The sequence below is a fragment of the Peribacillus sp. P4_B1 genome (assembly GCF_056402395.1).
This window is the reverse complement of the sequence record NZ_JBFUHM010000038.1, coordinates 1-25,884: the sequence shown is the minus strand read 5'-3', so window position 1 is coordinate 25,884 and position 25,884 is coordinate 1. Positions and strand designations below refer to the sequence as shown.

Sequence of the window (25,884 nt, the reverse complement as noted above, 5' to 3'; positions counted from 1 at the left end):
GTAGTGACTATGATGGTTAGAGGTTTTAAAAATATTCAAAATATTCAATTTATTTATTGACTGTTTCATCCAATGGTAGTATTATACATCTTATAACTGGTACGGACGTCGCAACGTCGTTATCAGAAATAACTAAAATTAAGGAGAATGTGCTATGGTCGAAACAAAAATGTTAAGAGGAACGAAAGTTAAAATGACACCAAGTGAAGCCATCGTTGAGACATTAGTGGCTGAGGGAGTTAAACATATTTCTGGAATTCTGGGATCGGCTTTCATGGATATGCTTGATTTATTGCCAACTGCAGGCATTCGTTTCATTGGTGTCCGCCATGAACAAAGTGCAGCACATATGGAAGATGCGTATTGTCGTGTATCAGGTGTTGCTGGAGTTGTCATCGGGCAAAACGGACCTGGAATGACGAATATGGTCACCTCTGTTGCAGCGGCCAATCAAGCTCATACTCCTATGGTGGTCATATCACCTTCAGCTGGTACACCAACAGTTGGATGGGATGGTTTTCAAGAATGTGATCAGGTATCCATCTTCAAGGCAATCACGAAAGAAACGGTTAGAGTGACACACCCAGGCCGGGTCGCTGATTGCCTGAGGACAGCATTCCGGATTGCCTATGCCGAAAGGGGACCGGTTTTATTCGATATCCCCCGTGATTACTTCTATGGTGAAGTGGAAGATCAAATACTTCAACCACATCAATATCGCGTAGATGAAAGGGGCTGCGGATCTTCTGCATCCTTGGATAGAGCAGCTGAAATTTTAGCTGAGGCTGAGTATCCTGTCATCATTTCCGGGAGGGGAACGGTTGATTCAGATGGTATTGAGGAAATTAAGGATATTGCAGAATATTTAACGGCACCGGTAGCTGTCTCCTATATGCATAATGATGCCTTTCCTGCCGATCATCCATTGTCAGTCGGCCCAATCGGTTACATGGGTTCAAAGGCTGCCATGAATACACTTAAGAAAGCGGACGTCATATTGGCGGTCGGTACAAGATTATCGGTATTTGGAACGTTACCATGCTATGACATTGATTATTTCCCTAAAGATGCGCAAATCATCCAAATAGATATTAACCCAAGGCAAATAGCGAGGACGCACCCTGTGGAAGTCGGGATCATCGGAGATGCCCGTGAAGCGAGTCGTGAAATCTTGAAACGGTTGAAGGCAAGTAAACCTAACCTAAAACAAGAAAAAGGGCGGATAGTCGAAGTAACGAATGAAAAACAAAAATGGGAAGAAGAATTGGTGAAACTTGCGATGATCGATGGAACCCCGATCAATCCGCGTCGAGCCCTATTGGAATTGACTAAAGTGTTGCCTGAAAATGCCATCGTAACTACAGATATCGGTAATGTATCGTCAACTGCAAACGCTTACTTGAAATTCAATCAGAGCCGCAGGCATATCGCTGCGCTTACATTCGGGAATACGGGATTTGCTTACCCATCCGCATTAGGTGCCAAATTAGCTGAGCCGAATACGCCTGTTATAGCCATTGTTGGAGATGGCGCATGGGGAATGAGCTTACATGAAGTGAGTACGGCTGTAGAAGAAAACATACCGGTCATAGCATGTGTCTTCAATAATAATGCATGGTGCGCAGAGAAAAAGAACCAGGTCGATTTTTATAATAACCGTTTTGTAGGGGCTGATATCCAAAATCCTGATTTTGCAGAAGTTGCCCGCTCTATGGGTGCTGTCGGCATTAGAGTGGAAAAACCTGAGGAATTGGGTTCTGTCATTGAAAAAGCAATAAAATCAAACAAACCGACTGTCATTGATATACAAGTGGATGGAACACAATTAGCTCCTCCATTTAGAAAAGATGCATTAAAAATGCCTACTAGATTATTAGAAAAATATTCTCATTTAGATCATAAAAACTGGGATAAATAATGGTTCTAAAAGAGTGATATGACTTGTGCGATGACCTGAATTTGGGTCATCGCACCATCACCAATTCGCTCTAAAGATCTGTAACAGCATGGGAACTTAACTTAATTGCATTCAATGAAAAATAAGGGGGTTTCAATAGTGAAGATGGAAACTGAAACGAAAGACCTTGTTCAAATGGATAAAGACCATTTATGGCATGCGATGCATCGCTATAATGAGAAGGATGCTCCCATGATGGCTACAGAAGGATCCGGTTCATGGTTCACAGATACTAAAGGTGATAAATATTTAGATGGGGTTTCCGGTTTATGGTGCTTGAACCTGGGTCACGGACGAAAGGAAATCGCGCAGGCCGCCTATGAACAAATGATTAACTTATCTTACTTCCCTTTAACGTTAAGCCATAAGCCGGCAATCGAATTATCTGCAAAAATAAGTGAACATTTAAAGGGCTCCTATACCACTTTTTTTACGAACAGCGGCTCTGAGGCGAATGAGACAGCTTTCAAGATTGCCAGGCAATATCATTCACAAAATGGAAATCCAGGTAAATACAAATTCATCTCTAGGTATAGGGCTTATCATGGTAATACTTTCGGGGCGCTAAGCGCGACCGCACAGGCGAACCGGAGAGTGAAATATGACCCGGCGGTTCCAGGTTTCCTGCATGTGCCACCGCCGTACAGTTATCGAAGCCCATTTGGGGACAACGTTGAAAACACCGATTTGCTAGCAGCCGAATATATCGATCAGGTTATTAATTTTGAAGGGTCCGAAACGGTAGCCGGTGTTATTCTTGAACCATTCATCTCTGGCGGCGGGGTCCTCATTCCTTCGAAAGAATACTTAACAAGAGTTTCAGAAATCTGTAAGAAGCATGATGTTCTCTTAATTGTGGATGAAGTGGTTTCAGGTTTTGGAAGAACCGGAAAAATGTTTGGATTCATGCACTCCGATTGTGTCCAACCTGATATTGTAACGATGGCAAAGGGTTTAACCAGCGGTTATCTTCCACTTGGAGCAACGGCAGTGAATTCTAGGATTTATGAAAAATTCAAAGAGAATGGAAAGTTAAATCATTTCAGGCATGTGTCAACATATGGAGGCCATCCTGCATCTTGCGCAGTTGCTCTAAAGAATATTGAAATCATAGAAAATGAAAAAATCGTTCAACGAGTATCTGAACTCAGTGAATCGACACTCAGTGAACTCTTTGAATTGACAGCCCTGGATAAAGTAGGGGAAGTCCGTGGTGTTGGATTTTTATATGGCATTGAATTAGTGGAAGATAAAAAGAAAAAAACACCTGTTTCCGATGAGTTCATGGGTAAAATAATAGGGGCTTGCAAGGAAAAGGGCCTTATCATCGGCCGTAATGGTGATACAGTTCCTGGATATGGAAATGTATTGATCATTGCACCGCCTTTATCTTCGACCGTTGAAGATTTACGCTTTGTCATAGAAACGGTTAAATCCGTTTTATATGAATTATGTTGACCGATATAAGATGATGGTGCTTTAGGGAGCTATATTATAGAGGGAAAATGAAGATGGGCATGATTTGTCTGACCGCTTTGACATCCATGTCCATTTTTTTATGTTGGGTCTCACAGTGTGGGGAAAACTGGAGAATCCGAAGTAGGAGGAAATATGCAATCACAACAAAGTTTATTGGTGGTTCTTGCTCATCCCGATGATGAATCATTCCTGTGTGGCGGAACCATTGCCAAAATGTCTGAAAGAGGTGTTCATATAACTTTACTATGTGCGACAAAAGGCGAAATGGGCAGGCGCATGGGAAATCCGATTCTTACATCGAGGGAGACATTGCCTGGAGTAAGGGTAAGGGAATTAAAAAGCGCTTGTAAAGAATTAGGGATCAACGACCTTCGATTTTTACATGTGAGGGATAAAACGATTGAATTTGAAAGCTTCGATTTATTGGCGGAGAGAATCGTGAAGGTGATTCGTGAGGTTCAACCGAATGCACTAGTAACATTCCATGAGAAATATGGGGGGCATCCAGACCATTGTGCGATTGGCCGTGCTGCCGAATTTGCTTTACTAAAATCCGGTGATCCCGATTTTTATCCAGATCCAGTATTTCCAGCTTTTAAAGTTCAAAGTCTGTACTTTGTCCTTTGGCATGCGTTTTATGATGAATGGTTAAAGGAAAACGGGCTGAGCAGAATCACAAGAGTGAATATAGCAGGGACTATACAGAAAAAGATCCGAGCTTTAAGATCTCATCGTTCCCAGACTCTAGCCGTTCCTGAACTGTGGGGAAACCAAAAGCCGAACTTACCTTTTTTAAAGGAATCCGAGTATTTTATCAAAGGGAATTCACCTACTAATATAGAAGAAACCGATCTTTTTCAAACGATTGAAAGTAAGGGATGATCCTAATGCTTCAGGTTATCTGGGAAGGGGGAAGGAATGTATGGAATTAGAAAAATATGAGCCAATGGAAGAAATGTGTCAGGAACAGCAAATTTCGAATTCACCGCTTCAAAATAAGGTGCTTTTGTGGATGGGCGGTATCGCTTTCACCTTTTTTATAGCACTTTTAGGCTTGGGGCTGTCCAAGATTACAGGATTCAATCGAATCGGTCCTCTTGCGTGTTCGATCATCATTGCCGTGATTTATCGTCAAATCGCTGGCTATCCAGAAAAATTCCGGACGGGAATTGAATTTTCCGCTAAAAAGCTTTTGCGTTTTGCCATTATTTTATACGGATTGAAGTTAAATATTGATGTGATTTTCAATCAGGGTTTACCATTGTTGTTACGTGACATAGGCACAGTAACATTTGCCATAGTCGTGATGGTCCTGATTGCAAAGTGGTTTAAGGCAGATGCCTCCATTTCCCTTCTTCTTGCTGTTGGAACTGGGATATGCGGTGCAGCGGCTATTGCGGCAATATCTCCAATCGTGAAAGCCAAGGAAGAAGATACAGCAATAGGCGTCGGGATAATCGCTTTAATGGGAACGCTTTTCTCCATTGTTTATACACTTTTACGTCCAATCCTACCGATATCCGCTTTGGATTATGGTATATGGTCTGGAATCAGTCTTCATGAAATCGCCCATGTTGCATTGGCAGGAGCTCCGGCTGGTGAAGATGCGCTAGCGATTGCACTCCTCGCAAAATTGGGCCGTGTCTTTTTACTTATCCCTTTATGTTTCATTTTTATGTATTGGATGAAAAAACGTACATCCGGGAAAATGGACCATGATGCCAAAATTGATTTTCCCTGGTTCCTCGTTGGTTTTATAATCATGAGTCTAATTGGAAGTTATGTGTTTGGAACTTATATTAAGGTGTCTCCAATCGTAATGGATGGTATTTCCAATACGACTACATTCATATTGACAATGGCCATGATCGGTCTTGGACTGAATGTAAGCCTGCAGGCACTGCGCACAAAAGCCATGCGTCCTCTATTAGCCATGACCATTACCTCTTTGCTTCTTTCCATAATCTCGTACTTTATTGTTTAATCTTCCACTTGTGGTGAAGGGTGCATATAGGAAACCCCTGAATACGAGGTACTATTCGGGATTATTTATTCATTCATAGAAAACGGTTTTTGAATGTGAGTTGTATTGGAAAAGAAACAATGGTTAACCCATGGAATCCCAATATTAGGAAAAATTAGTGTTAGCATGTTTGAAAATTATAACTATTTGGTTTACAATATAAGAACTGATACGAACATTACGATGTCTTTTTCTGTTTGGAGGAAATTTTATGGAGTTAGACTTTAAAAATCCAATCCCATTACACGCTCAATTAAAAACCATATTGGAAAATCAGATTTTAGAAGGTTATTATAAAGACAAGATCCCGAGTGAAAGGGAACTAATGGATATGTATTCAGTCAGCAGAAGCACTGTACGGGAAGCCGTATCCATCCTGGTTCGTGAGGGGATATTGGAAAAAAGGCATGGGAAGGGAACGTTTGTTTCCCTTAAACCCGTACAGGAATGGCTTAAAATGATAAGTTTCACTGAAACCACTAAAGGCATGGGGATTGAATTACTGGATCATGGCCGTGTAATGACACCTGAAAATATAGCTGATGCAAATGGTTTTGAGGATGAATCTTACCATATTAAAAGGCTGCGACTACAGGGGGATGTCCCCATAGCCATTGAATTGCATTATTATTCTTTGGACCTAGGAAAAGAATTGACGAAATTCGATTTAAGTACCACCGTATTGTATGACGCACTCGAAGGAGATCTGAACATTAACTTTTGTGAAGCGGAACAAATTATAACCTGCGGCTTTCCAACAAAAGAAGATGCTGAACATTTGGGGATAAAAGTTTCGATGTGTTTGCTGATTACTGAACGGATGATTTTTGATTCTGATGGTAACTTAGTAGAATATTATAAAGGATTATTCAGATCGGATATGTACTCTTTCGCTATGAAAATGTCCCGGAAGAACTGATTTTGGGGACATGAAATGACCTAAGCCTTTCTAATAAGCAGAGAGGCCTAGGTCCTTTTCGGCTCTAAATTCATTGAGATAAATTATTCGGTTTTGAACTGTTAAAAACCCATTATCTTAAGTTATTGTTCGTCTATTTTAATAGCACAGGAACGGATTAATATAAGCGTTATGAAATTTTTATACATTTCTTCAAGATTTAGAATATGAAGGCTTATCCACCGTTTTCAGCCGTTTGATTTTTGAGGGCTTGCCATCCTCAAATTTACCCGACATAAACCCAAGTACAACTCCAAGCAGTTCATCAGCTCCCACTTCCACAGGCTAATGTCCGAGCAGTTCATTTAGTTCTTTCTCACGCTCCACAAACTCAAAACTCGGAAACTCTCCAGAAAACTTCGCAGATTATCTTAAAGATCATTCACAAGCTTAGCACCTGTATGGCGCCGAATCCCTGAGCATCATTCATCACAATCACGGCAAACACTGTCGCAGGAGATGTCTCCGTATGCAACCAGCCTTTATTCTCTCCCACATAGGATTAGTGCGAACTTGGCATGCCACCTGTTGTGAAGGCCTGCTTCAAATCCCACTTTCCGTTCAGATTTAATATCCATAAAATTTTCAGCCCTTCCGAATGCCGATCACCGACAGCAACTAGAAGATTATATCCACTTCAATCACCGACGAATCAAAGCGAAATTAAAAGGCATGATCCCAGTAGATTACCGGGTTCATGCCCTCCAATAAAGTGTCTAACTTTTTGGGTTCACTTCAATATGACCGGTTTGTTTCATTTAAATTCCACTATCTCTTTTTGAACTTTGATCTTTATTTCTTTTATTTCCTTTACTGTTGTCCCCACTAACAGGAGCTTGTCCGTGTAATTGCGGTGAATTTTGATTTCGGCTGCCTTTATTAAATTTTTTTGTCATGTCTCACATCTCCTTTCTTATTTCAAATATAGTTTGTCCCCTTTTGGGCAGTGATATTAAGTGATATTCTGACCGACCCAGTCTCACCTAAAATTAATGAAGAATCTGAACAATAATTAGTATATGGCAAATAATTTGGTTCTCCTGAAGTTTATGCCAGTCTAGGCGGTTCAGGCGTGCTTTTTTCCGTGGAAAGTCATTTTTTCATAATAATATTTATAGGATTGGTCCCTTAAGGAAAATCTATAACTGATGATTATTAACAAGGGTGTTAAGGGTGGCTATGGAATGAATAAGATCAAGGATCTAAACCCGGAAGATTTAAAAAAGATACAGAATGTAACCGAGCGAATGTCTTTCACAAAAAACTTCAGGTCTGCTACTGCTGAAGAATGGTTTGTTTTTATTCCCGGCTTTAAGGATCCAGTTACTGGAGGCGCTGCTGGAAAGGTTATAGTTCACTACAATCTATATGGAAACAAGGATATGTTCATTAATACGACGGTCATTCTGGATGACTATGCTCTATTTGAGGAAGAAAATTTTCAGCTGGTTTACTCCATTTGTGATGAACTTGTAAATCGTCTAGTAGGATACGCTGATACACTACTGTCAGTACACGCAGGTTCAAATTCTTATAATGCTGAGTACAAACGATAATGGTCGTGAGAAGAAAAGGAGGAAAAACAGTGCATCATAATCTGGTTCAGTCAATAATCGAACATTCAGTCCCGCTTACAAGTGAAGCTGATTGGGATATGCTCGTTCAGCAAGTTAAAAATTCAAAATTTGTTTTGCTGGGTGAGGCATCACATGGAACATCCGAGTTTTACACGGCCCGAGTTGAAATAACAAAAAAACTGATTAAAGAAAAAGGGTTCACCTTTGTAGCCGTTGAAGGTGATTGGCCCGCATGCCAGGCAATTAATAGATATGTTAAAGGTTATGACCTAGAAACTAAATCCGCACAGGATGTTCTTAAGAATTTTGACCGCTGGCCGACCTGGATGTGGGCAAACGAGGAAATAATCGACTTGATCGAATGGATGAAACAATACAATGAGTCTGGACAAAATCAAACGAAAATTGGATTTTATGGAATCGATATCTATAGTCTTTGGGAATCCATGGATGAAGTCATCCATTACTTAAAGCAAATTGATTCACCTGACCTCGATGCTGCCAGACATGCGTTCACATGTTTTGAGCCATTCAATCGGAATAACGAAGAGTACGCAGTTTCGGCAGGCATTTATTCGGAAGACTGTATAGAGGAAGTGGCCGAATTACTGACAACTATTCAGCGAAAAAAAGAAAAATACCCTCATCACGAAGAATTGAATTTGAATCTTCAAGTGAATGCACTGGTGGCGTATAATGCAGAAAATTATTACAGGACAATGGTAGTTCATGACGATAGATCATGGAATATTCGAGATATGCATATGGTGGATGCACTTAATGAAATTATGGATTTTTACGGCTCTGAAGGCAAGGCGATTGTGTGGGAACATAATACCCATGTTGGCGATGCCAGTGCTACTGATATGAGAGATTCCGGGATGATTAATGTCGGCCAGGTCATTCGTGAGCAAAACCCAACTGAAGATGTATTTATCACAGGTTTCGGAACCTACAGGGGAACTGTAATTGCAGCAGACGAGTGGGGCATGGATTTTGAAATAAAAACAGTACCCCCGGCAATGAAAGGAAGTTGGGAGGAGGCTATGCACCTTTCGGGGGCGTATGATAAGTTGCTCATTTTCAATGATGAAAATCGGCAGCTATTCCAAGATAGGATTGGACATCGGGCGATTGGGGTTGTATACAGACCGGAATATGAACAATATGGAAACTATGTACCTTCTGTATTGTCAAATAGATATGATGCTTTTGTTTACATTGATGAGACTCAAGCGCTTCACCCGCTTGTTCATGAAAAAGCACCCGTTGTGTAATGAAAAGGCGGAGCCCTTTATAACAATTCGTGTTATAAAGGGCTTGGAGTTATTACGGTTCCTTAGCTTGAACCGGAAATACGCGGATTTACAACGTTAAGGAAATCCAAATTTAAATAAGCCTATTTCCTCGATGGAAAGTGAGAAATTAAGCTTTAGTTGCTTCATAAAAGGGACAGATTGTGGAATAAAACTGAAAAATAAAGATAAAAACCGTCCTATATAGAATGGTTTTTATCTTTATCTCTATTTGCTGATGGAATGGGGTTATTTAATAAACTACTAGTTAATGGGAAAAGCAATTGAGAAAAGGCCCTCCTAAACAACCGGTTAATAGAGTCCCGATACCAATTGTTCCATTGAATGTGATTACCAAAACAAGATAAATTAATGTTTTTTAATCATTCCAGTTAAATCTTGAATGATCAACATCAAACGGTCTATTGGTGCAAAATTTTCATGTAAGTAGATAGCCGTTCCTAGTCCTATAACAGTTAACCCAACAGCTAAACAGACAAGTTTATTGAGTATTAGTTCTGGCTGTACCAAATTATGCAATAAAAAAAGCCATATTCAATTACCAAGACCTGTTATAAAAGCTGTCAGCAGACCAAAAATTCTGGTCTTTGCCTTTTTAAAAGCGAATATAAAAATATCATGATAAAGGCTATTATGAATTCCCAGCTTCCGACAGTAAGGTAGACTTGTATGGAAAGCCCGTCCAAAAGGGCGCCAAATGGTGATGTTCCAAGGTCTGATTGGATAGTTAAAGAACAACCAAGGGTTAATAGTATGATCCCGATCAGATAGAGGTTAATTTTTGTTTTACCTACATTTAACACACTTATTCATTAATTAATTCTTTTTTCATTAAAAGATGTGGACCGCCATCTTCCATAAAGACATCGGATGAAGTTTGATAGCCGAGTTTTTTATAAAAGCCCTCTGCCTGTGTTTGACCATGTAATTTAACCAGGGATAATTCCATTTCTTTTGCAATTTCTTCTAACGTTTTTATTATTATTTTTCCAAGACCAAATTTACGGTAAGGCTCTAAGATGCAAATTCTCTCCAATTTACCTAAACCATCAACAACTCTTAACCTTCCAGTTCCGACTGGTTTTTCATTATAATAAACTAATATGTGTTCAGAAAGAGCATTAAGTGTATCAAATTCATCAAATTCACTTTCTAATTGGAAACCTTGTTCCTCGACAAATACTTCTTTTCTGATATGAAAGGCTATTTTTAAATCATTTTCTGTAGTTATTCTTTTAGAATCCAATGTTCTTCATCCCTTTTCTAAATTTATTTAATAAGACAAGTCATAATAAATGTCTATCCTTTTTATAGTATAAATGAAATTACTTTTGTTGAAAATACAACAAAAGTAGTCAGAGGCTTTTTGAATGAAGGAAATACTCCGTGAAATTGGAATGATAGCAGGGCATTGGACTCTATAAGTAATATCGAATTTAAAGAATTTGACCTTACAAAAGGGCAGTATTTGTATTTTGAGGAATCATTCAAGAAAAGTTAGCAGAAATGATAAAGGTCGACCGAACGACAGCAGCTCGTGCCATTTAAAAACTTGAAATTCAAGGTTTTATCGAAAAGAAAAATGATGAGGGCAACAAAAAAATTAAAAAGTTATATCCTACTGATAAAAGTGAAAAGGTCTATCCCTTTTTACAGAAAGAAGGGGAGTATACGACAAGGTTGCATTATCTGGATTTTCTTTGGAAGAAACGGAAGCGGTGTTTCATCTTCTTCAAAGGGTCAGAAAAAATATTGAGTTGATTGGGAATTTGTGAAAAAGGGAAATGAAAGGGGATATTGATACAGCTAATAAGTTTTCGCTTATTTATGGGTGACTAATCGGTGTAAGCATGGAGTGGTTGTGGGTAAGAATATTGTAAAGAGAGGCTCGATTCCGAATGGAAATCGAGCCTCTTTCTTATTAACCAGCTACATTTTCAGTAAACTGACTATTGTAAAGATCTGCGTAGAAACCATTTACTTCTAATAGTTCCGAATGCGTTCCTTGCTCAATCACTTTTCCTTGATCCATAACGAGAATTAAATCTGCATCCTTAATCGTTGAGAGACGATGGGCAATGACAAAGCTAGTCCGTCCTTCCATCAGTCTGTTCATCGCCTTTTGGATAAAGACTTCGGTCCGAGTGTCCACACTCGACGTAGCTTCATCCAATATCATGATTGGTGGATCTGCAAGAACAGCTCGTGCGATTGTCAAAAGCTGCTTTTGTCCTTGTGAGATGTTCGAAGCTTCTTCGTTCAAAACTGTCTCATAACCATCTGGCAGTGTCCGAATGAAATGGTCGGCATGTGCCGTCCGAGCAGCTGTAAAAATTTCTTCATCTGTTGCTCCATTTTTTCCATAAGCGATATTATCCTTAATCGTGCCATTAAAGAGCCAGGTATCTTGAAGCACCATCCCAAAGTTCTTACGAAGATCATTCCTGGACATATTCCGTGTATCCAGACCATCAATTTTAATCTTTCCGCCATTTAGTTCATAAAATCTCATCAAGAGATTTATCATAGTCGTTTTTCCAGCACCAGTCGGTCCAACAATTGCGACCGTCTGTCCAGGCGAGACATCGATGTTCATATCTTTAATTAACATTTCTTCCCCATATCCAAAGTCGACATGTTCAAAAGTGACAGCACCATTTGCTCTCCTTATTTTAGCTGTGGTTTTTTCTTTCATTTCCTCTTCTTCACCAAGTAGCTCAAAGACACGCTCAGCTGCTGCAACCGTTGACTGAATAATGTTTGCGATGTTGGCTGTTTGTGTGATCGGCTGGGTGAACTGCTTTGAATATGTGATGAATGCTTGAATATCACCAATTGAGATCGAACGTTGCGTTACCAATATTCCGCCGACAACGCTGATGAGGACATAGCTTAAATTTCCGATAAAAAACATCATGGGCATGATGATTCCAGATATAAACTGTGCCTTTCTTYCCGCTTTATACAATTCTTCATTAACCTTAGTAAACTGGGCACTTGCCTTTTTTTCATGTCCGAATGCTTTAACGACTTGATGGCCAGTGTACATCTCTTCAATGTGCCCATTTAATTGCCCAAGTGTACGCTGTTGATCGGCAAAATGTTTTTGGGATCTTTTTAAAATAGGCCGTATTGCAAATATTGACAAAGGTAAGCTGACTATCGAGATTAATGTCAATAACGGGCTAATGGAAAGCATCATGATGATAATCCCCAAAATCGTGACGATTGATGTGATGAACTGCGTTAAGCTTTGTTGAAGGGTGCTCCCGATTGTATCAATATCATTTGTCATTCGGCTAAGTGTTTCCCCGTTAGGACGTCCTTCAAAATATTTGAGAGGAAGTTTCTCGAGCTTTTTATTAACATCTTCCCGTAGATCATATACCGTTTCTTGTGCAACACTGGACATAATGTATTGTTGTACATAGTTGAAAAGGCTGCTTAAGACATACAGTCCAGCAAGTAGTAGAAGAATCTGGCCAATTTTATCAAAATTAATAGCTGCTCCAGGTATTCCTTGAAATTTCCCGTAAGCCCCTTCGAATAATTCCGTAATCGCCGTTCCCATGATTTTTGGTCCGACAATCATGAAAATCGTACTCATGATTGCAGCGAAGAACACGGCAATCAATTTGTTGCGCCGCGGTTTTAAATAGGCCAAGAGACGTCTTAGTGTTCCTTTAAAATCTTTTGCTTTTTGACCCATCATCATCATGTTACCGCCACCAGGACCATGCCCCATCTGACCGCCGCTTTGAGGTTTTTTTTGATTACTCATGCAATTTCCTCCTCTGAGAGCTGTGATAAGGCGATTTCACGGTATATGTCGTTTGTACTTAGCAATTCTTGGTGTGTTCCCATACCCGCAATGTGTCCTTCGTCCAATACAATGATTCGGTCAGCGTCAACGACCGTACTGACCCGCTGTGCAACGAGTAGTACCGTCGCATTTTTCGTTTCATCTTTCAAGGCTGCACGAAGGTTGGCATCTGTCTTGAAGTCTAGTGCAGAAAAACTATCATCAAATATATAAATATCAGGTTTCCTAATGAGTGCCCGTGCAATCGAAAGCCGTTGCTTTTGCCCTCCTGATAGGTTTGAGCCCCCTTGTTCTATTTCTGCATGATAGCCGTCTTTCATGTTACTGATAAAATCTTCAGCTTGCGCGATACGGGCTGCATGCTCAATTTCATCTTGTGTGGCGGTTTGTTTTCCAAAGCGAATGTTTTCAGCAATGGTACCCGTAAAGAGGACAGCCTTTTGTGGTACAAAGCCAATTTTTGACCGAACTTCATCTTGTGATGAATTACGAATATCAACACCATTGACGCGAATTGTCCCACTTAAAGTATCATAGAAGCGAGGGATCAAATTGACGAGCGTCGTTTTCCCTGAACCAGTTCCACCGATTATTGCGGTGATTTCACCAGGTCTTGCAGAAAAACTGATATCCGATAATGCAGGCTCTTCTGCTCCTGGGTAACTGAAGGTCACATGTTCAAATTCAAGTGTACCGTGTTCACGATCTGCCTTTTCTGTCCCTTCATCTAAGAATGAAGGTTTCATGTCAAGGACCTCGTTTATCCTCGTTGCGGATACGGCCGCGCGTGGAACCATAACGAACATCATGGATGCCATTACAAGGGCGAACATAATTTGCATTACATATTGGATAAAGGCCATTAAGTCCCCGATCTGCATGCCGCCGTTATCAATACGAACTCCTCCGAACCAAATGATACCAACAACCGTCAAGTTCATGACAAGCATCATTACAGGCATCATGAACGCCATGATTTTATTGACTTTGATCGAGACATCTGTCAATTCTTTATTTGCTTTCTTAAGGCGTTCTTTTTCTTGTGTTTCATGATTGAAGGCACGAATGACACGAATTCCAGTTAAATTTTCTCTTAATACAAGGTTCAACCGGTCTAATCGTTTTTGCACCTTTTGAAAAAGAGGTACACCTTTGGATAGAATAAGCAGGATGGAACCAATCAAAAAAGGCATAGTGACGACAATGACAAGGGACAATTTTGCATCCATGGATACTGCCATGATCACTCCACCGACTAACATGATGGGTGCACTGATTACCATACGTAGCATCATGATAACCACTTGCTGGACTTGTGTTATATCATTGGTCGTCCGTGTAATCAATGACGCGGTACCGACTTCGTCAAATTCTTGTAACGAAAATTTTTCTACATGATTAAAGACTCTCAGCCGGAGATCCCGTCCCATTCCCATTGCTGCTTTGGACGAATAGTAGCTTGCGATTATGGAAGCACAAGCGCCAAGTGCTGAAACCACCAGCATCAAACCACCGATTTTCCAAATGTAAGGAGTGTCACCTCGAACGACGCCTTTATCAATAATATCCGCCATGAGTGTAGGTAAAAAGAGGTCCGACATCGATTGAATAAAAACCAGACCGATAACTGCTGAAATAATCCACTTATAAACGGATAAATTTTTCAGTATTTTTATCATTTTGTACACTCTCCTTTTTCTATTGCTTGAGCTTCTAAAAAGTTTGTAATTTGAAGATGCGTTTCAAGCAACTCTTCAAACTGTTCTTCAGAAAGCAATTCAATCGCCGATTGAAATATTTGGTGGATACTGCTTTCTTGAAAATGAATCATTTTTAATGTATTTTTCCCCTTTTCGGTGATTGACAGCTGAATCTCACGCCGGTTGCCCTCCACATGCTCTCGTTGGAGCATGCCTGCCCGAACAAGGCCATCGACCGCTTGACTCAGTGTGCTTTTTGGAAGAAACGTTTTCTCCCCAACTATTTTTTGAGTGGTCTCCTTATGAGGGGAAATGGTCATCAAAATCGAATATTGCGGAACTGTTAAATCATTTTCTGCCGCTGTCTTTTGAACGAATCGCATGATATTTTTCTGCACGTTCCAAAATGAACGCAATAGTTGTACTGATTGAATTATTTGTTTTTCATTCTTCACTCAACATCACCATTCTTTCTTTATTAAACTGTTCCAAACTGAACATTTATTTTTATGAATTATTTTAATTTACATCTATTTTTCAACTTAGTCAACAAAAAAACGATTTCATCATTCCGGTGTTTTTCTTGACTTTGGTTCGTACATAAAGTTGTGGTTGATTTCCCCTCCAGATGCTCGCTTTCCGCGGGGCGGGCGGTGAGCCTCCTCGGCGTAAACGCCTGTGGGGTCTCACCTGTCCCGCTGCTCCCGCAGGAGTCTCGCACTTCCGCTCCAATCACCCTTAAATAGTTTCGTTTTAAAAACAACAATAGGCTTTGTACTTCAGGCAAAGTCGTTTAGGAAATTCAAACAACACATTTTTTCATGTTCTTAATTCACTAGACAAGAAAATTGATCTGTTTTACAAAGTGAAATTAGTTGAAAATATGTGATAAAAAGTGTTAGGATAATATTGAATTGGATTAGTACCAGGTAATAATACTAGATGATAACGTAAATGAGAATGTATGGGTGTTAAATAGAAAGCATGTTTACATAATGGAGATTTTTCTTCCTTCGAGAAAATATAAGCGAATTTAGTTTGCGAGACAAAGAGATAGCTAAAGAGAAACAATAGTGTTTCGTGATACAGCACTCCCGTTTGAAAAGGGTGCCAGTATGAGGACCAGCATTTGGGTTTTAAAGTAAAATGTTCTGATTATTAGGAGGGATGATGACATATGGTTGAAAACCGTCATCTGCAAGCAGGTCTGAGTGATGAAAATGTGCTAGAGATGTATAAAGTGATGTTGTTGGCAAGACGTATAGATGAACGGATGTGGCTGTTGAACAGATCTGGAAAAATTCCATTCGTCGTTTCTTGTCAAGGACAAGAAGCAGCTCAAGTGGGTGCTGCGTTTGCTTTAAATCGTGAAAAGGATTATATCCTTCCCTATTACCGGGATCTTGGGGTAGTGCTTGCATTTGGGATGACCGCCAGAGATTTAATGTTATCCAGTTTTGCAAAAGCGGAAGATCCGAATTCAGGCGGAAGGCAAATGCCTGGCCATTTTGGGCAAAAAAAGAATCGCATCGTAACGGGATCTTCGCCAGTTACCACTCAAGTGCCGCATGCAGTGGGGATTGCACTCGCTGCAAAAATGGAAGGAAAAGATATCGTTTCATTCGTTACATTTGGTGAAGGGTCATCAAACCAAGGTGATTTCCATGAAGGAGCGAATTTTGCAGGTGTACATAAACTTCCGGTTATCTTGATGTGCGAGAATAATCAATATGCCATTTCCGTCCCTATCGAAAAACAATTGGCCTGCAGCAAAGTGTCGGACCGGGCCATTGGTTATGGCATGCCAGGGGTGACGGTTGATGGAAATGATCCGATCGAAGTATACCGGGTGGTGAAAGAAGCGGCTGAGAGGGGAAGGCGTGGTGAAGGACCAAGCTTGATTGAAACGGTTTCATACAGGTTGACACCCCATTCAAGCGACGATGATGATAGTCAATACAGGTCGCCTGAAGAAGTATCGGAGGCAAAAAAAATAGATTCAATCATTACATTCGGGGCCTATTTAAAAGCTGTAGGGATCATGGATGATCAATTAGAGAAACAAATGAACGAGGAAATAATGGAAGTTGTGAACGAAGCGACGGATTATGCGGAAAATGCTCCATTTGCAAATGAAGACACGCTTTCAAAATACGTTTATGCAGATAAGTAAGGAGGAAAGAAGATGGCAGTGATATCTTATATAGATGCCGTTATAATGGCTATGCGAGAAGAAATGGAACGTGATTCCCGTGTATTTGTCTTAGGGGAGGACGTAGGGAAAAAAGGCGGCGTTTTTAAAGCGACATCTGGTTTATACGAACAATTCGGGGAACAGCGGGTCATTGATACCCCGCTTGCTGAATCAGCAATCGCAGGAGTGGGCATTGGCGCGGCCATGTATGGGATGAGGCCGATTGCAGAAATGCAATTTGCTGATTTTATCATGCCTGCAATCAACCAAATCATTTCAGAAGCTGCAAAAATTCGTTATCGCTCCAATAATGACTGGCAATGTCCTATCGTCATCAGGGCTCCATACGGCGGGGGAGTACATGGCGCGTTATACCATTCACAATCTGTTGAAGCCATTTTTGCCAATCAACCGGGACTTAAAATTGTCATGCCATCTACGCCATATGACGTGAAAGGGTTATTGAAAGCAGCCATTCGTGATGATGACCCGGTCCTTTTCTTTGAACATAAACGTGCCTATCGCCTTATTAAAGAAGAAGTGCCGACTGATGATTATGTTTTACCCATTGGTAAAGCGGATGTAAAACGTGACGGCGAGGACGTTACCGTGATTACTTACGGCCTTTGTGTTCATTTTGCGCTTCAGGCAGCTGAAAGACTTGCCAGTGATGGCATATCCGTTCATATACTTGATCTGCGAACCGTTTATCCATTGGATCAAGAAGCCATTATTGAAGCTGCATCGAAAACAGGAAAGGTCCTATTGATTACTGAAGATAATAAGGAGGGGAGCATCATTGGTGAAGTATCGGCAATTATTGCAGAAAACTGCCTCTTCGATCTGGATGCCCCAATCATGAGACTGGCAGGCCCGGATGTTCCAGCGATGCCATATTCCCCAGCATTGGAGAAATCCTTCATGGTGAATCCTGAAAAAGTTGAAAAGGCACTGCGGGACCTGGCAGCCTATTAAATGATCGGCACGGAGGAACGAACCTAGTAGGAAATTGCCAAGGATGTCCGTGAACTTGCCCAAAAAGTCCGAACAGGTAAGGTGAAACCTGAAGATATGGGATAAGGGTACATTAACAATCAATAAAACAGGTGATTTCTATTCCATTCAGCCAATGGGGATAATCAATCATCCACAGAATACCACCATTCAAGTTGAGTCTATCGTCAAACGACCTTAGAATTTTCTCGGATCTTATACGTTGCAGCAAGTCGGCAAATATTAAACTTAATCTTGTATTATTGGAGACGAGACTACAGCGAGTATAGACCAAGCACCTGAAGAGTAATGTTCGAACAAGTTGACTATTTCATAAATTACTATTACTTTCAATAGTTCACATAATACAGATTAGTAAACATCAAAATCAGCCGTTTATATCGGGGTTGAATCTTAAAAATGAACGTAAGTCTAGCAACTATAAAAAAGGTTGCCAGGCTTTTTTTGCGCTAAATAAAATCTATAGAAGCGTGAAAAAATAATCTATTTGATTACGATAGAGAGGGCATATAATATCTCGACCGATTTTTTTAAATGGCTCTTTTCGTAAAGATTGTTGTTTTTAAAACGAAACTATTTAAGGTTGATTGGAGCGGAAGTGCGAGACTCCTGCGGGAGCGGCGGGACAGGTGAGACCCCACAGGCGTTTACGCCGAGGAGGCTCACCGCCCGCACCAAGGAAAGCGAGCATCTGGAGGGGAAATCAACCACAACTCACTACCTGGTAAATAGCAACAAAGTATGTGAAAACAGCCTTTTAAAAACACTTTATTTCGCGGTGATTTTTTGAAAAAATTTCATTTTGTAAGGATGTATTGAACAAAAGCGCGGCATTATATGGTAAATGATTCTGGGTAAAGGAGACTTACTGGACAATTCTCCAATAATAAACTATTAGATATGGTATTTGAAAGTACATATTATGGAATTGTAATTGTCGATAAATTCGATATATTAGCAATGAATATTGTGAATTTTTAAATGTTGTACGCGGTACAGTGATTGGTGAACATGTTAAGTATTACCCAAAACTTAGCTTAAACGGGCGGTAGGAGGAAGAAACGAAATAACATGTTGTGTTTTTTTACTTTTTTTTCAGATGAAAGCAAGCCTATAGACTGGCTTGCCTTCTTTAATGAACTCCAGCTTCTTTAGTTTTTTATGATATGAAAAAACATTTATTTGATTCGAAATCTGTGGCATTTTTATCCTGCTCTATACCGATTTTGGCAGAAAATAAATTTCAAGTTCATCTTATATTTTATATGAAATCCCTAACAATGTTTGTCATAATAAGAAAGTAGGAAGGGGGAACATCATGCTTCGATTATACGGGGCTTTAATCGGCCTTAGTTTGATATGGRGTTTATCGTTTGTTTTTATGAAGTGGCTGCTCCCGCCAGCGGGCATTTGGGGAATTGTTTTTCTCCGCTGTTTGGCAGGTGCTGTTATGCTGCTTCCCATTTTATGGTTGAAGCGCAGGGATATCAATTGGAAATTGCCGTGGAAAGCACTGGTCGTTGTCGGAATCTTCAATTGTGGATTAGCATGGGGATTAATAGCTTTAAGTGAAACAGAGATTAACAGCAGCACGGCATCAATTCTTAATGCAACCACTCCGATCTGGACGGGGATCATCGGATTTATCATTTTTTCATATGTTTTAACCGCCCGACAATGGGTGGGCATTCTTATCGGTTTTTTCGGAATTCTAGTATTGATGGATTTTCAAGTCGGTCAGCTTTTCGGCAAGGAATTCATTGGGATTGGGACAATGCTGCTAGCGTCCACCTGTTATGGTTTTGCCGGCCAATTTACGAAAAGATTTCTTTCCAATACCAGCATATTGGTCATTACGACGTTTACGCTGCTCACGGGTGCCGTTATCGGTTTGATCGGGATGCTGATAACAGAGCCGATTAAGCCAGTGATGTTGTTGGAACCGCTAACGATTTTATCCATAGTCGGACTTGGGTGCTTTGGCTCTGGGCTAGGACAGCTGATCTATTTCTACATCAATAAAAATGGCAGCCCAGAGTTAGCCGCAACGGTCACATATCTTATTCCTGGAACCGCTATGGTTTGGGGCTATGTCCTGCTGGGAGAAGCGATTAATCCTAATGTAATTATTGGCCTGCTTATTATTTTCGCAGGAGTTTATCTTTCTTCTAAGAAGTCAAAAGTAAATGATGGTACAAATTCTTCATCCGAAAAACAAGGGGAATTGCGTCAAGTAAAATAAAAAAACAAAACGAAATAGCCCTCACGTAAAGGATTTGTTTTTTCCTGGGGGCTTTCGTATTAAAACACATTTAATTCTGATTCAATTTTGCCAAAGAAGTGATGGATCGTCTTTGCCGCGACTTTATAGCTATAGCAGTAACCTATATTCTAAAATGGTATTTGCTTTAGGGGATATTATAAAAATGAAAATGGACAAGGACGTTTTTTTTTTGCCTAAATTATTTTGAAGTTGAGATATATTAATTTGAGGTAATGTTGTTGACAACAAATGTTATTCATGATAAATTATCTTTAAATAAAGATATATTAATTCGAGATAATAAACCTCCTTTAATGAATAGGCCACTCTTATTGAAGGAAAAATGTAGGGGATAAAGAAAGAAGCTGAACATCCAAAAGTTGAATTGTTTTAATGGGAGGAATAAAATATGAACGGATTAAAAGGAATACACCACGTAACAGCCATAACAAGCAGTGCAGAAAAGAATTATGAATTTTTCACAAATATATTAGGCATGCGTTTAGTCAAGAAAACAGTTAACCAAGATGATATCCAAACGTATCACCTGTTTTTTGCTGACGATGTAGGCGGTCCAGGTACTGACATGACTTTCTTCGACTTTCCTGGTATTCCAAAAGGAGTGCATGGGACTAATGAGATTTCAAAAACATCCTTTCGTGTACCGAATGATGCAGCATTAGATTATTGGGTTAAGCGCTTCGATCGATTAGAAGTGGGGAATACAGGAATCCAAGAACAATTTGGTAAAAAGATCATTTCTTTTGTTGATTTTGATGATCAGCAATATCAATTGATCTCAGATGAAAACAATGAAGGGATTGCAGCTGGAATCCCTTGGCAAAAAGGACCGATTCCCCTGGAGTATGCAATTACAGGATTAGGACCAATTTTCATTCGCATCGCCAACTTCGAATACTTTAAAGAAATGATGGAAAAAGTCCTATTATTCAAAGAAATAGACACTGAAGGATCATTTCATTTATTCGAAGTAGGGGAAGGTGGGAATGGAGCACAAGTAATTGTCGAACATAATTCTATCCTTCCTCAGGCACGGCAGGGTTTTGGGACTGTTCACCATACAGCCTTCCGTGTAGAAGATCGTTCCGTTCTTGAAGAATGGATCAAAAGAATGGAAAGCTTCCAATTTCATACTTCCGGTTATGTTGATCGTCACTTTTTTGAGTCGCTTTACGTGCGAGTGGCGCCGCAAATTTTATTCGAGTTTGCCACGGATGGTCCTGGATTTATGGGGGATGAGCCATATGAAACGCTTGGGGAAAAGTTATCTTTACCACCGTTCTTAGAACCGAAAAGGGATCAAATCGAAAAGTTGGTCCGTCCCATTGATACAGTAAGAAGCACCAAGGAATTCATTAAAGAATAAATGATAGCCTTTTGCGAATTATATATTGGTTTATGCCCATACTAAAATAGGTAGAAATAAAAAATGGAATAATCATTTGAAATAGAAAAAATGCTCTGGAGGAATGAATCATGACAAAAGATTTTTACACCGCGATTAAAGAGAGACGATCATATTATGGAATCAATAAAGAAGTCCAAGTATCGGATGAGAAAATTAAAGAAATAGTTGAATTTGCGGTAAAACACACACCATCGGCTTTTAATTCCCAATCCTCCCGCCTTGTTGTTTTGACAGGCTCGGCACATGATAAATTTTGGGATATTACGACACAGGCTTTAAGGAAAGCTGTTGGAGATAGAGATTTCTCTGGTACTCAACAAAAAATGGATTCCTTTAAAGCGGGATATGGGTCAGTTTTATTCTTTGAAGATGAATCTGTGGTGAAATCACTTCAAGAACAATTTGCAACCTATGCCGATAACTTCCCAATCTGGTCTCAACAAACATCAGGCATGCATCAATTAGTTGTTTGGACTGCACTCGAAGCAGAAGGATTGGGAGCAACTTTACAGCATTATAATCCTCTAATTGATGATGAAGTGAAAAAAGAATGGGATGTTCCAAGTAACTGGAAATTGATTGCGCAAATGCCATTTGGAAATCCAACAGCTCAACCGGGTGATAAAGAGTTCAAACCACTTGAGGATCGTATAAAATTTTATAAATAAAGTGGACTGAAAAGATAAACATTGTTGAGAGCCAATTCTAATTGGCTCTCTTTTGTTTGTGCTCATTTGCCCATGTTTTCATTATTACAATAGCAAAAAATATATTTCCACTATTTTTTGCTATAAAGTGGCTATACATTTGTAAAAGTTCTATATGTAATAATTTTGCTTGTTATTCAATTCTTTAAAAATGAGAGCTATTCCTTGGTCAAGTTTTTGTATATTTGTATTGGACACGTTTATCTTTACTATTTTTTCCTGGTGAAAACCATCTATATAATTTTGACCTATCRTCTCTACCAGTACTTGTTGATTTTGTAAGTTTTTGATGAGGTGAGCACTATTTAAACGATTAGGCAGTACGATATGAGCGTTCATACATATGGATGATGGGCGATAAAAGCCTTGAGCAGAGTGCTTTTCTAGAGCATCATATAGCAATTTTGCACGCCCTAGATAGGACAGACGTACTTTGTTTCTATGGCGTTCAAACATACCGCTCTTTATATAGATTTCCAAGGCTGCTTGTGAAATCATTGAACTATCAATATCCGCTGTTCTTTTATATAGTTGAAAGCTGACCGCTAATGGTTTAGGCAATACGGCAACACCTATGCGCAATCCTGGAAACATTATTTTAGAGAAGCTTTTTAAATAAATGACCATGTGATGAGTATCCCCGGAAAAAATGGGGTCTACCTTCATATTCTCTTCGAAATCTGCTAAATAATCATCTTCTACAATATAGACACCATACTTTACAGCAAGTTTTAGTATCTCTTCTCTGTCCTTTTTAGAGTAAGAAGTCCCTAACGGATTATGGAAACGGGGCATCGTATAAAAGAATTTAATTTTCTGACTGCTGAAAATCCGCTCTAATTCCCCAAAATCAATACCTGCCGCTGTTCGTTGGATTCCTAGCACGGAAATCTTGTACGCTTTCAATTGCTCCACAAACAGATGATAACTAGGCTGTTCAACAAGTATATGGGTACGTTCATTAGGAAATGGGATGAACGTTAATAAGGAAAGGGCTTGTTGCACGCCAGAAGTAATGAAAATCTGTTCTTCTTTTGCGAAAACCTGATACTGCTCTAATTGTTTTTGTATCACTTTAATTAAAGAGGGTAGTCCTTTTGGGGTGCCATAGATAAACAATTCTTGCTGATAGGTATCGATGGCTTTGTTGATACAATGTTGAAAGTCATGATACGGAAATTGATGCCAAGAGGGAGCGGAGGTAACAAAGTCGATTTCCGCTGTTGGTTCACTTTTACCATCAAATTCTTTTTGAACGACATAATATCCACTTTTAGGAACCGCGTAGATTAAATGCCTCTTTTCCAATTCTTGCAGGGCTTTCAAGACTGTACTTTTACTACATTGATGTTGTTCGCTTAATCGACGAATCGATGGGAGTTTAAAGCCCGCTTTGAGCTGTCCATTTTGGATCAGAGATTCAAATTCATTAAACAAAGCTTCGTATTTTAACATGAATTCCTCCTAAAAACTGTACCGTTACAGATGCTTCTTATTTGTATTGTATCGTAGTGAAGCTTTTAATACGATATTAACAACCGGCCGGGTGTTGAAAAGGAGGATTGACTCAATATGCCAGAACAAAAAAAAGCCTATTTTGCGGCGATACTATATGCTTTTATTATTGGATTTTCATTTATTTTCACAAAAATATCATTAATGGAAGCGAGTCCGCTAGATATATTGGCACATCGATTTACGATGGCTTTTTTGATCGCGATAATTTATAAGCTGTATAGGAGGACATCAGTGAAAATGAGTGCAAAGGATACTTTGAAAATTCTTCCGTTGGTGCTCCTTTATCCAATTTCATTCTTTACCTTTCAAGTGTTTGGTCTCGTATATACCTCATCTTCAGAGGCGGGTATTATCCAAGCGACCATACCAATTTTCACGTTATTATCAGCTTCATTATTTTTGAAAGAATATGCGGGTAAAAGTCAAAAATTTTTCCTTTATTTTTCAGTGATGGGGGTCATCTTTATCTTTGTCATGAACGACTTGCAACTTGAGGCTCATAGTTTGAAAGGAACGATCCTGATCTTATTATCCTCGATTGCTGCCGCTCTCTATAATGTGGTAGCTAGGACATTAACAAAGCAATATTCACTATTTACATTAACTTATGTGATGACGTTCTTTGGTTTTGTTGCTTTTAATAGTATGGCCATCATCAACCATATAATTAATCAATCAATTAGTAGCTTTTTTTTACCCTTAACAAGTAGTTCATTTCTTATTTCAATCGTATATCTTGGTGCATTATCGTCACTGCTTACTGCTTTTTTATCAAACTATGCATTATCTATATTACCTGCCTCTAAAATGAGCGTTTTTAGTAATTTAGCGACATTGATTACGATCATAGCTGGGGTAATTTTCTTACATGAAACCATTCACTATTATCACGTTGTAGGTGCAATGATTATTCTTGTTGGTGTAATCGGCACGAACTATTTTGGTGGAAATCGGTCAAAGCATATTAGTAAAACTATTGCCGAGCCATTGATGAAAAGGGAGGTAAAGTGAATGAATAAATATGTGTTGTTACTCTTGATTAGTGGTATATGGGGATCTCAATTCTTCTTTATTGCATTAGTTATAGATGATGTTGGGGTTATTACTTTGTCAGCCATCAAAGCATGTATCGGTGGTATCTGTTTATTCTTCATTGGTTTTTTCTTATCAAAAGAAGAGCGCAGAGTAAATAGGAGTTATTATAAATGGTATATAATCATTGCGGTTTTCGAGGTTGTACTGCCATTCGCGTTTATTGCACAAGGGCAGAAAACGGTGCCTAGCAGTATCGCAGCGATGCTGATTGGAATGGTTCCTGTCTTTACCATCCTCTTTTTAATAGCATTTTTCAAAAGAAAAAGCACAAGGGGGGAGATTACAAGTATCCTATTCGGGTTTGCAGGTATTGCTTTCCTATCCTGGCCAACACAAGGATTCCAAGACTTTTTTAACAGTATTCAGGGTAGTATCCTATTGATATTGGCCGCCATGAGTTTTGGATTATCATTGATTATCATGGAGAAATTAAACGAGGGGTCTTCCGTTATTCATATGAGAAATGTATTACTGATTGCCAGTGCATTTCTAATCCCCATGTCCCTTTTGTTTGAGCAATCTTTCAAATTGGATATAGAACCATCTCAATCCATCTACTTAGCGATTTTAGGCATATTCCATGCGGGTGTTGTTTACGCATTATTTAATAGGCTGATTCGGCAAGAAGGCGCTTTATTTACTTCATTTAGTAATTATATAGTGCCTGTCATCGGAATGATTCTAGGCTTTTACTTTTTACATGAAGCGCTGTCTATTCATCAATTGATTGGAATGGGTATAATTATGATGTCATTAGTTTTTTTAGACAAAAAATTAATGAAAAAGTTGATAAGAAAGTAGTTTTTTATATGCTCTGGTTCATAGCATAGC

General features: G+C 39.4%; 22 protein-coding genes and 4 pseudogenes. 18 read left to right on the top strand and 8 right to left on the bottom strand.

The annotated features are described in order from the left end of the window. Window positions 1–154: 154 nt before the first annotated feature. From xsc to AC1DVK_RS19240, 6 genes and pseudogenes are all read left to right on the top strand, one after another. Window positions 155–1,918, top strand: a complete 1,764-nt coding sequence (gene xsc, locus AC1DVK_RS19265; protein WP_125163301.1) for a sulfoacetaldehyde acetyltransferase — start codon at window positions 155–157, stop codon at window positions 1,916–1,918. A gap of 144 nt (window positions 1,919–2,062) precedes the next feature. Beyond that, entirely contained in the window at window positions 2,063–3,415 is a 1,353-nt protein-coding gene (locus tag AC1DVK_RS19260; RefSeq protein WP_477627164.1) for an aminotransferase, read from the top strand. A 153-nt stretch (window positions 3,416–3,568) separates the two neighbouring features. Then, a complete protein-coding gene (locus tag AC1DVK_RS19255) occupies window positions 3,569–4,318 on the top strand; it encodes a PIG-L family deacetylase (RefSeq protein WP_477627152.1) in 750 nt (249 codons plus the stop codon). 64 nt (window positions 4,319–4,382) lie between these two features. Further along, a complete protein-coding gene (locus AC1DVK_RS19250) occupies window positions 4,383–5,420 on the top strand; it encodes a YeiH family protein (RefSeq protein WP_477627163.1) in 1,038 nt (345 codons plus the stop codon). Between the two features lie 250 nt (window positions 5,421–5,670). Beyond that, window positions 5,671–6,378 (top strand): GntR family transcriptional regulator, encoded by a 708-nt coding sequence (locus AC1DVK_RS19245; protein ID WP_477627151.1) that lies wholly within the window; start codon window positions 5,671–5,673, stop codon window positions 6,376–6,378. 651 nt (window positions 6,379–7,029) lie between these two features. After that, window positions 7,030–7,128 (top strand): annotated as a pseudogene (locus tag AC1DVK_RS19240) (IS3 family transposase); the annotation flags it as partial. Between the two features lie 47 nt (window positions 7,129–7,175). Here the strand turns inward: AC1DVK_RS19240 and AC1DVK_RS19235 are convergent. Further along, a complete protein-coding gene (locus AC1DVK_RS19235; protein WP_167555979.1) occupies window positions 7,176–7,313 on the bottom strand; it encodes a hypothetical protein in 138 nt (45 codons plus the stop codon). A 288-nt stretch (window positions 7,314–7,601) separates the two neighbouring features. On the opposite strand from AC1DVK_RS19235, the gene AC1DVK_RS19230 reads away from it, so the two are divergent. Both AC1DVK_RS19230 and AC1DVK_RS19225 read left to right on the top strand, forming a co-directional pair. Then, complete coding sequence (locus AC1DVK_RS19230) at window positions 7,602–7,973, top strand: hypothetical protein (RefSeq protein ID WP_061466050.1); 372 nt, start codon at window positions 7,602–7,604, stop codon at window positions 7,971–7,973. A gap of 29 nt (window positions 7,974–8,002) precedes the next feature. After that, window positions 8,003–9,271 (top strand): erythromycin esterase family protein, encoded by a 1,269-nt coding sequence (locus tag AC1DVK_RS19225; protein ID WP_477627150.1) that lies wholly within the window; start codon window positions 8,003–8,005, stop codon window positions 9,269–9,271. Between the two features lie 218 nt (window positions 9,272–9,489). Here the strand turns inward: AC1DVK_RS19225 and AC1DVK_RS19220 are convergent. Both AC1DVK_RS19220 and AC1DVK_RS19215 read right to left on the bottom strand, forming a co-directional pair. Next, a pseudogene (locus AC1DVK_RS19220) lies at window positions 9,490–10,113 on the bottom strand (YczE/YyaS/YitT family protein). Between the two features lie 2 nt (window positions 10,114–10,115). Continuing rightward, the gene (locus AC1DVK_RS19215; RefSeq protein ID WP_089363305.1) at window positions 10,116–10,556 is read right to left on the bottom strand and encodes a GNAT family N-acetyltransferase; all 441 of its coding nucleotides are present in this window, start codon (window positions 10,554–10,556) and stop codon (window positions 10,116–10,118) included. Between the two features lie 124 nt (window positions 10,557–10,680). On the opposite strand from AC1DVK_RS19215, the pseudogene AC1DVK_RS19210 reads away from it, so the two are divergent. After that, window positions 10,681–11,111, top strand: a pseudogene (locus tag AC1DVK_RS19210) (MarR family winged helix-turn-helix transcriptional regulator). A gap of 120 nt (window positions 11,112–11,231) precedes the next feature. On the opposite strand, the gene AC1DVK_RS19205 reads toward AC1DVK_RS19210, so the two are convergent. Genes AC1DVK_RS19205 through AC1DVK_RS19190 form a run of 4 tightly spaced genes read right to left on the bottom strand, consistent with a single transcriptional unit; the run spans window position 11,232 to window position 15,596 of the window. After that, entirely contained in the window at window positions 11,232–13,091 is a 1,860-nt protein-coding gene (locus AC1DVK_RS19205; protein WP_477627149.1) for an ABC transporter ATP-binding protein, read from the bottom strand. Then, entirely contained in the window at window positions 13,088–14,812 is a 1,725-nt protein-coding gene (locus AC1DVK_RS19200) for an ABC transporter ATP-binding protein (RefSeq protein ID WP_289337687.1), read from the bottom strand. The genes AC1DVK_RS19205 and AC1DVK_RS19200 overlap by 4 nt, the downstream gene beginning before the upstream one ends. Next, window positions 14,809–15,288, bottom strand: coding sequence for a MarR family winged helix-turn-helix transcriptional regulator (locus AC1DVK_RS19195; RefSeq protein WP_061462834.1), 480 nt, complete (start codon window positions 15,286–15,288; stop codon window positions 14,809–14,811). The genes AC1DVK_RS19200 and AC1DVK_RS19195 overlap by 4 nt, the downstream gene beginning before the upstream one ends. Before the next feature lie 59 nt (window positions 15,289–15,347). Beyond that, complete coding sequence (locus tag AC1DVK_RS19190; protein ID WP_477627148.1) at window positions 15,348–15,596, bottom strand: hypothetical protein; 249 nt, start codon at window positions 15,594–15,596, stop codon at window positions 15,348–15,350. Between the two features lie 414 nt (window positions 15,597–16,010). Between AC1DVK_RS19190 and AC1DVK_RS19185 the strand changes: the two genes are divergently transcribed. From AC1DVK_RS19185 to AC1DVK_RS19155, 7 genes and pseudogenes are all read left to right on the top strand, one after another. Continuing rightward, window positions 16,011–17,006 carry a thiamine pyrophosphate-dependent dehydrogenase E1 component subunit alpha gene (locus tag AC1DVK_RS19185; protein WP_061462835.1) on the top strand — a complete coding sequence of 332 codons (996 nt, stop codon included), beginning with the start codon at window positions 16,011–16,013 and terminating at the stop codon, window positions 17,004–17,006. Window positions 17,007–17,018: 12 nt separating this feature from the next. Continuing rightward, a complete protein-coding gene (locus AC1DVK_RS19180; protein WP_061462836.1) occupies window positions 17,019–18,002 on the top strand; it encodes an alpha-ketoacid dehydrogenase subunit beta in 984 nt (327 codons plus the stop codon). Window positions 18,003–18,035: 33 nt separating this feature from the next. Continuing rightward, window positions 18,036–18,219, top strand: a pseudogene (locus AC1DVK_RS19175) (2-oxo acid dehydrogenase subunit E2); the annotation flags it as partial. A 378-nt stretch (window positions 18,220–18,597) separates the two neighbouring features. Continuing rightward, window positions 18,598–18,831 carry a hypothetical protein gene (locus AC1DVK_RS19170; protein ID WP_477627147.1) on the top strand — a complete coding sequence of 78 codons (234 nt, stop codon included), beginning with the start codon at window positions 18,598–18,600 and terminating at the stop codon, window positions 18,829–18,831. Between the two features lie 528 nt (window positions 18,832–19,359). After that, window positions 19,360–20,283 carry a DMT family transporter gene (locus AC1DVK_RS19165; protein WP_477627146.1) on the top strand — a complete coding sequence of 308 codons (924 nt, stop codon included), beginning with the start codon at window positions 19,360–19,362 and terminating at the stop codon, window positions 20,281–20,283. A gap of 430 nt (window positions 20,284–20,713) precedes the next feature. Next, a complete protein-coding gene (locus AC1DVK_RS19160) occupies window positions 20,714–21,691 on the top strand; it encodes a ring-cleaving dioxygenase (RefSeq protein WP_061462838.1) in 978 nt (325 codons plus the stop codon). Between the two features lie 110 nt (window positions 21,692–21,801). Then, entirely contained in the window at window positions 21,802–22,401 is a 600-nt protein-coding gene (locus AC1DVK_RS19155; RefSeq protein WP_089363312.1) for a nitroreductase family protein, read from the top strand. A 150-nt stretch (window positions 22,402–22,551) separates the two neighbouring features. Here the strand turns inward: AC1DVK_RS19155 and AC1DVK_RS19150 are convergent, their stop codons facing one another. Further along, window positions 22,552–23,895: an aminotransferase-like domain-containing protein gene (locus AC1DVK_RS19150; protein WP_477627145.1), complete on the bottom strand. Its 1,344-nt coding sequence runs from the start codon at window positions 23,893–23,895 to the stop codon at window positions 22,552–22,554. A gap of 117 nt (window positions 23,896–24,012) precedes the next feature. Here AC1DVK_RS19150 and AC1DVK_RS19145 point away from each other — a divergent pair, with 117 nt between their 5' ends. Both AC1DVK_RS19145 and AC1DVK_RS19140 read left to right on the top strand, forming a co-directional pair. Continuing rightward, window positions 24,013–24,969 carry a DMT family transporter gene (locus AC1DVK_RS19145; protein ID WP_477627144.1) on the top strand — a complete coding sequence of 319 codons (957 nt, stop codon included), beginning with the start codon at window positions 24,013–24,015 and terminating at the stop codon, window positions 24,967–24,969. Continuing rightward, entirely contained in the window at window positions 24,970–25,854 is an 885-nt protein-coding gene (locus AC1DVK_RS19140; protein ID WP_477627143.1) for a DMT family transporter, read from the top strand. Window positions 25,855–25,884: the final 30 nt, after the last annotated feature.

Bases quoted from the DNA above. Each gene is read 5' to 3' on its own strand.
- AC1DVK_RS19155 (WP_089363312.1), top strand. From the start codon at position 21,802: ATGACAAAAGATTTTTACACCGCGATTAAAGAGAGACGATCATATTAT.
- AC1DVK_RS19235 (WP_167555979.1), bottom strand. From the start codon at position 7,313: ATGACAAAAAAATTTAATAAAGGCAGCCGAAATCAAAATTCACCGCAA.
- AC1DVK_RS19255 (WP_477627152.1), top strand. From the start codon at position 3,569: ATGCAATCACAACAAAGTTTATTGGTGGTTCTTGCTCATCCCGATGAT.
- AC1DVK_RS19245 (WP_477627151.1), top strand. From the start codon at position 5,671: ATGGAGTTAGACTTTAAAAATCCAATCCCATTACACGCTCAATTAAAA.
- AC1DVK_RS19140 (WP_477627143.1), top strand. From the start codon at position 24,970: ATGAATAAATATGTGTTGTTACTCTTGATTAGTGGTATATGGGGATCT.
- AC1DVK_RS19145 (WP_477627144.1), top strand. From the start codon at position 24,013: ATGCCAGAACAAAAAAAAGCCTATTTTGCGGCGATACTATATGCTTTT.
- xsc (WP_125163301.1), top strand. From the start codon at position 155: ATGGTCGAAACAAAAATGTTAAGAGGAACGAAAGTTAAAATGACACCA.
- AC1DVK_RS19185 (WP_061462835.1), top strand. From the start codon at position 16,011: ATGGTTGAAAACCGTCATCTGCAAGCAGGTCTGAGTGATGAAAATGTG.
- AC1DVK_RS19200 (WP_289337687.1), bottom strand. From the start codon at position 14,812: ATGATAAAAATACTGAAAAATTTATCCGTTTATAAGTGGATTATTTCA.
- AC1DVK_RS19250 (WP_477627163.1), top strand. From the start codon at position 4,383: ATGGAAGAAATGTGTCAGGAACAGCAAATTTCGAATTCACCGCTTCAA.
- AC1DVK_RS19230 (WP_061466050.1), top strand. From the start codon at position 7,602: ATGAATAAGATCAAGGATCTAAACCCGGAAGATTTAAAAAAGATACAG.
- AC1DVK_RS19160 (WP_061462838.1), top strand. From the start codon at position 20,714: ATGAACGGATTAAAAGGAATACACCACGTAACAGCCATAACAAGCAGT.
- AC1DVK_RS19260 (WP_477627164.1), top strand. From the start codon at position 2,063: ATGGAAACTGAAACGAAAGACCTTGTTCAAATGGATAAAGACCATTTA.
- AC1DVK_RS19180 (WP_061462836.1), top strand. From the start codon at position 17,019: ATGGCAGTGATATCTTATATAGATGCCGTTATAATGGCTATGCGAGAA.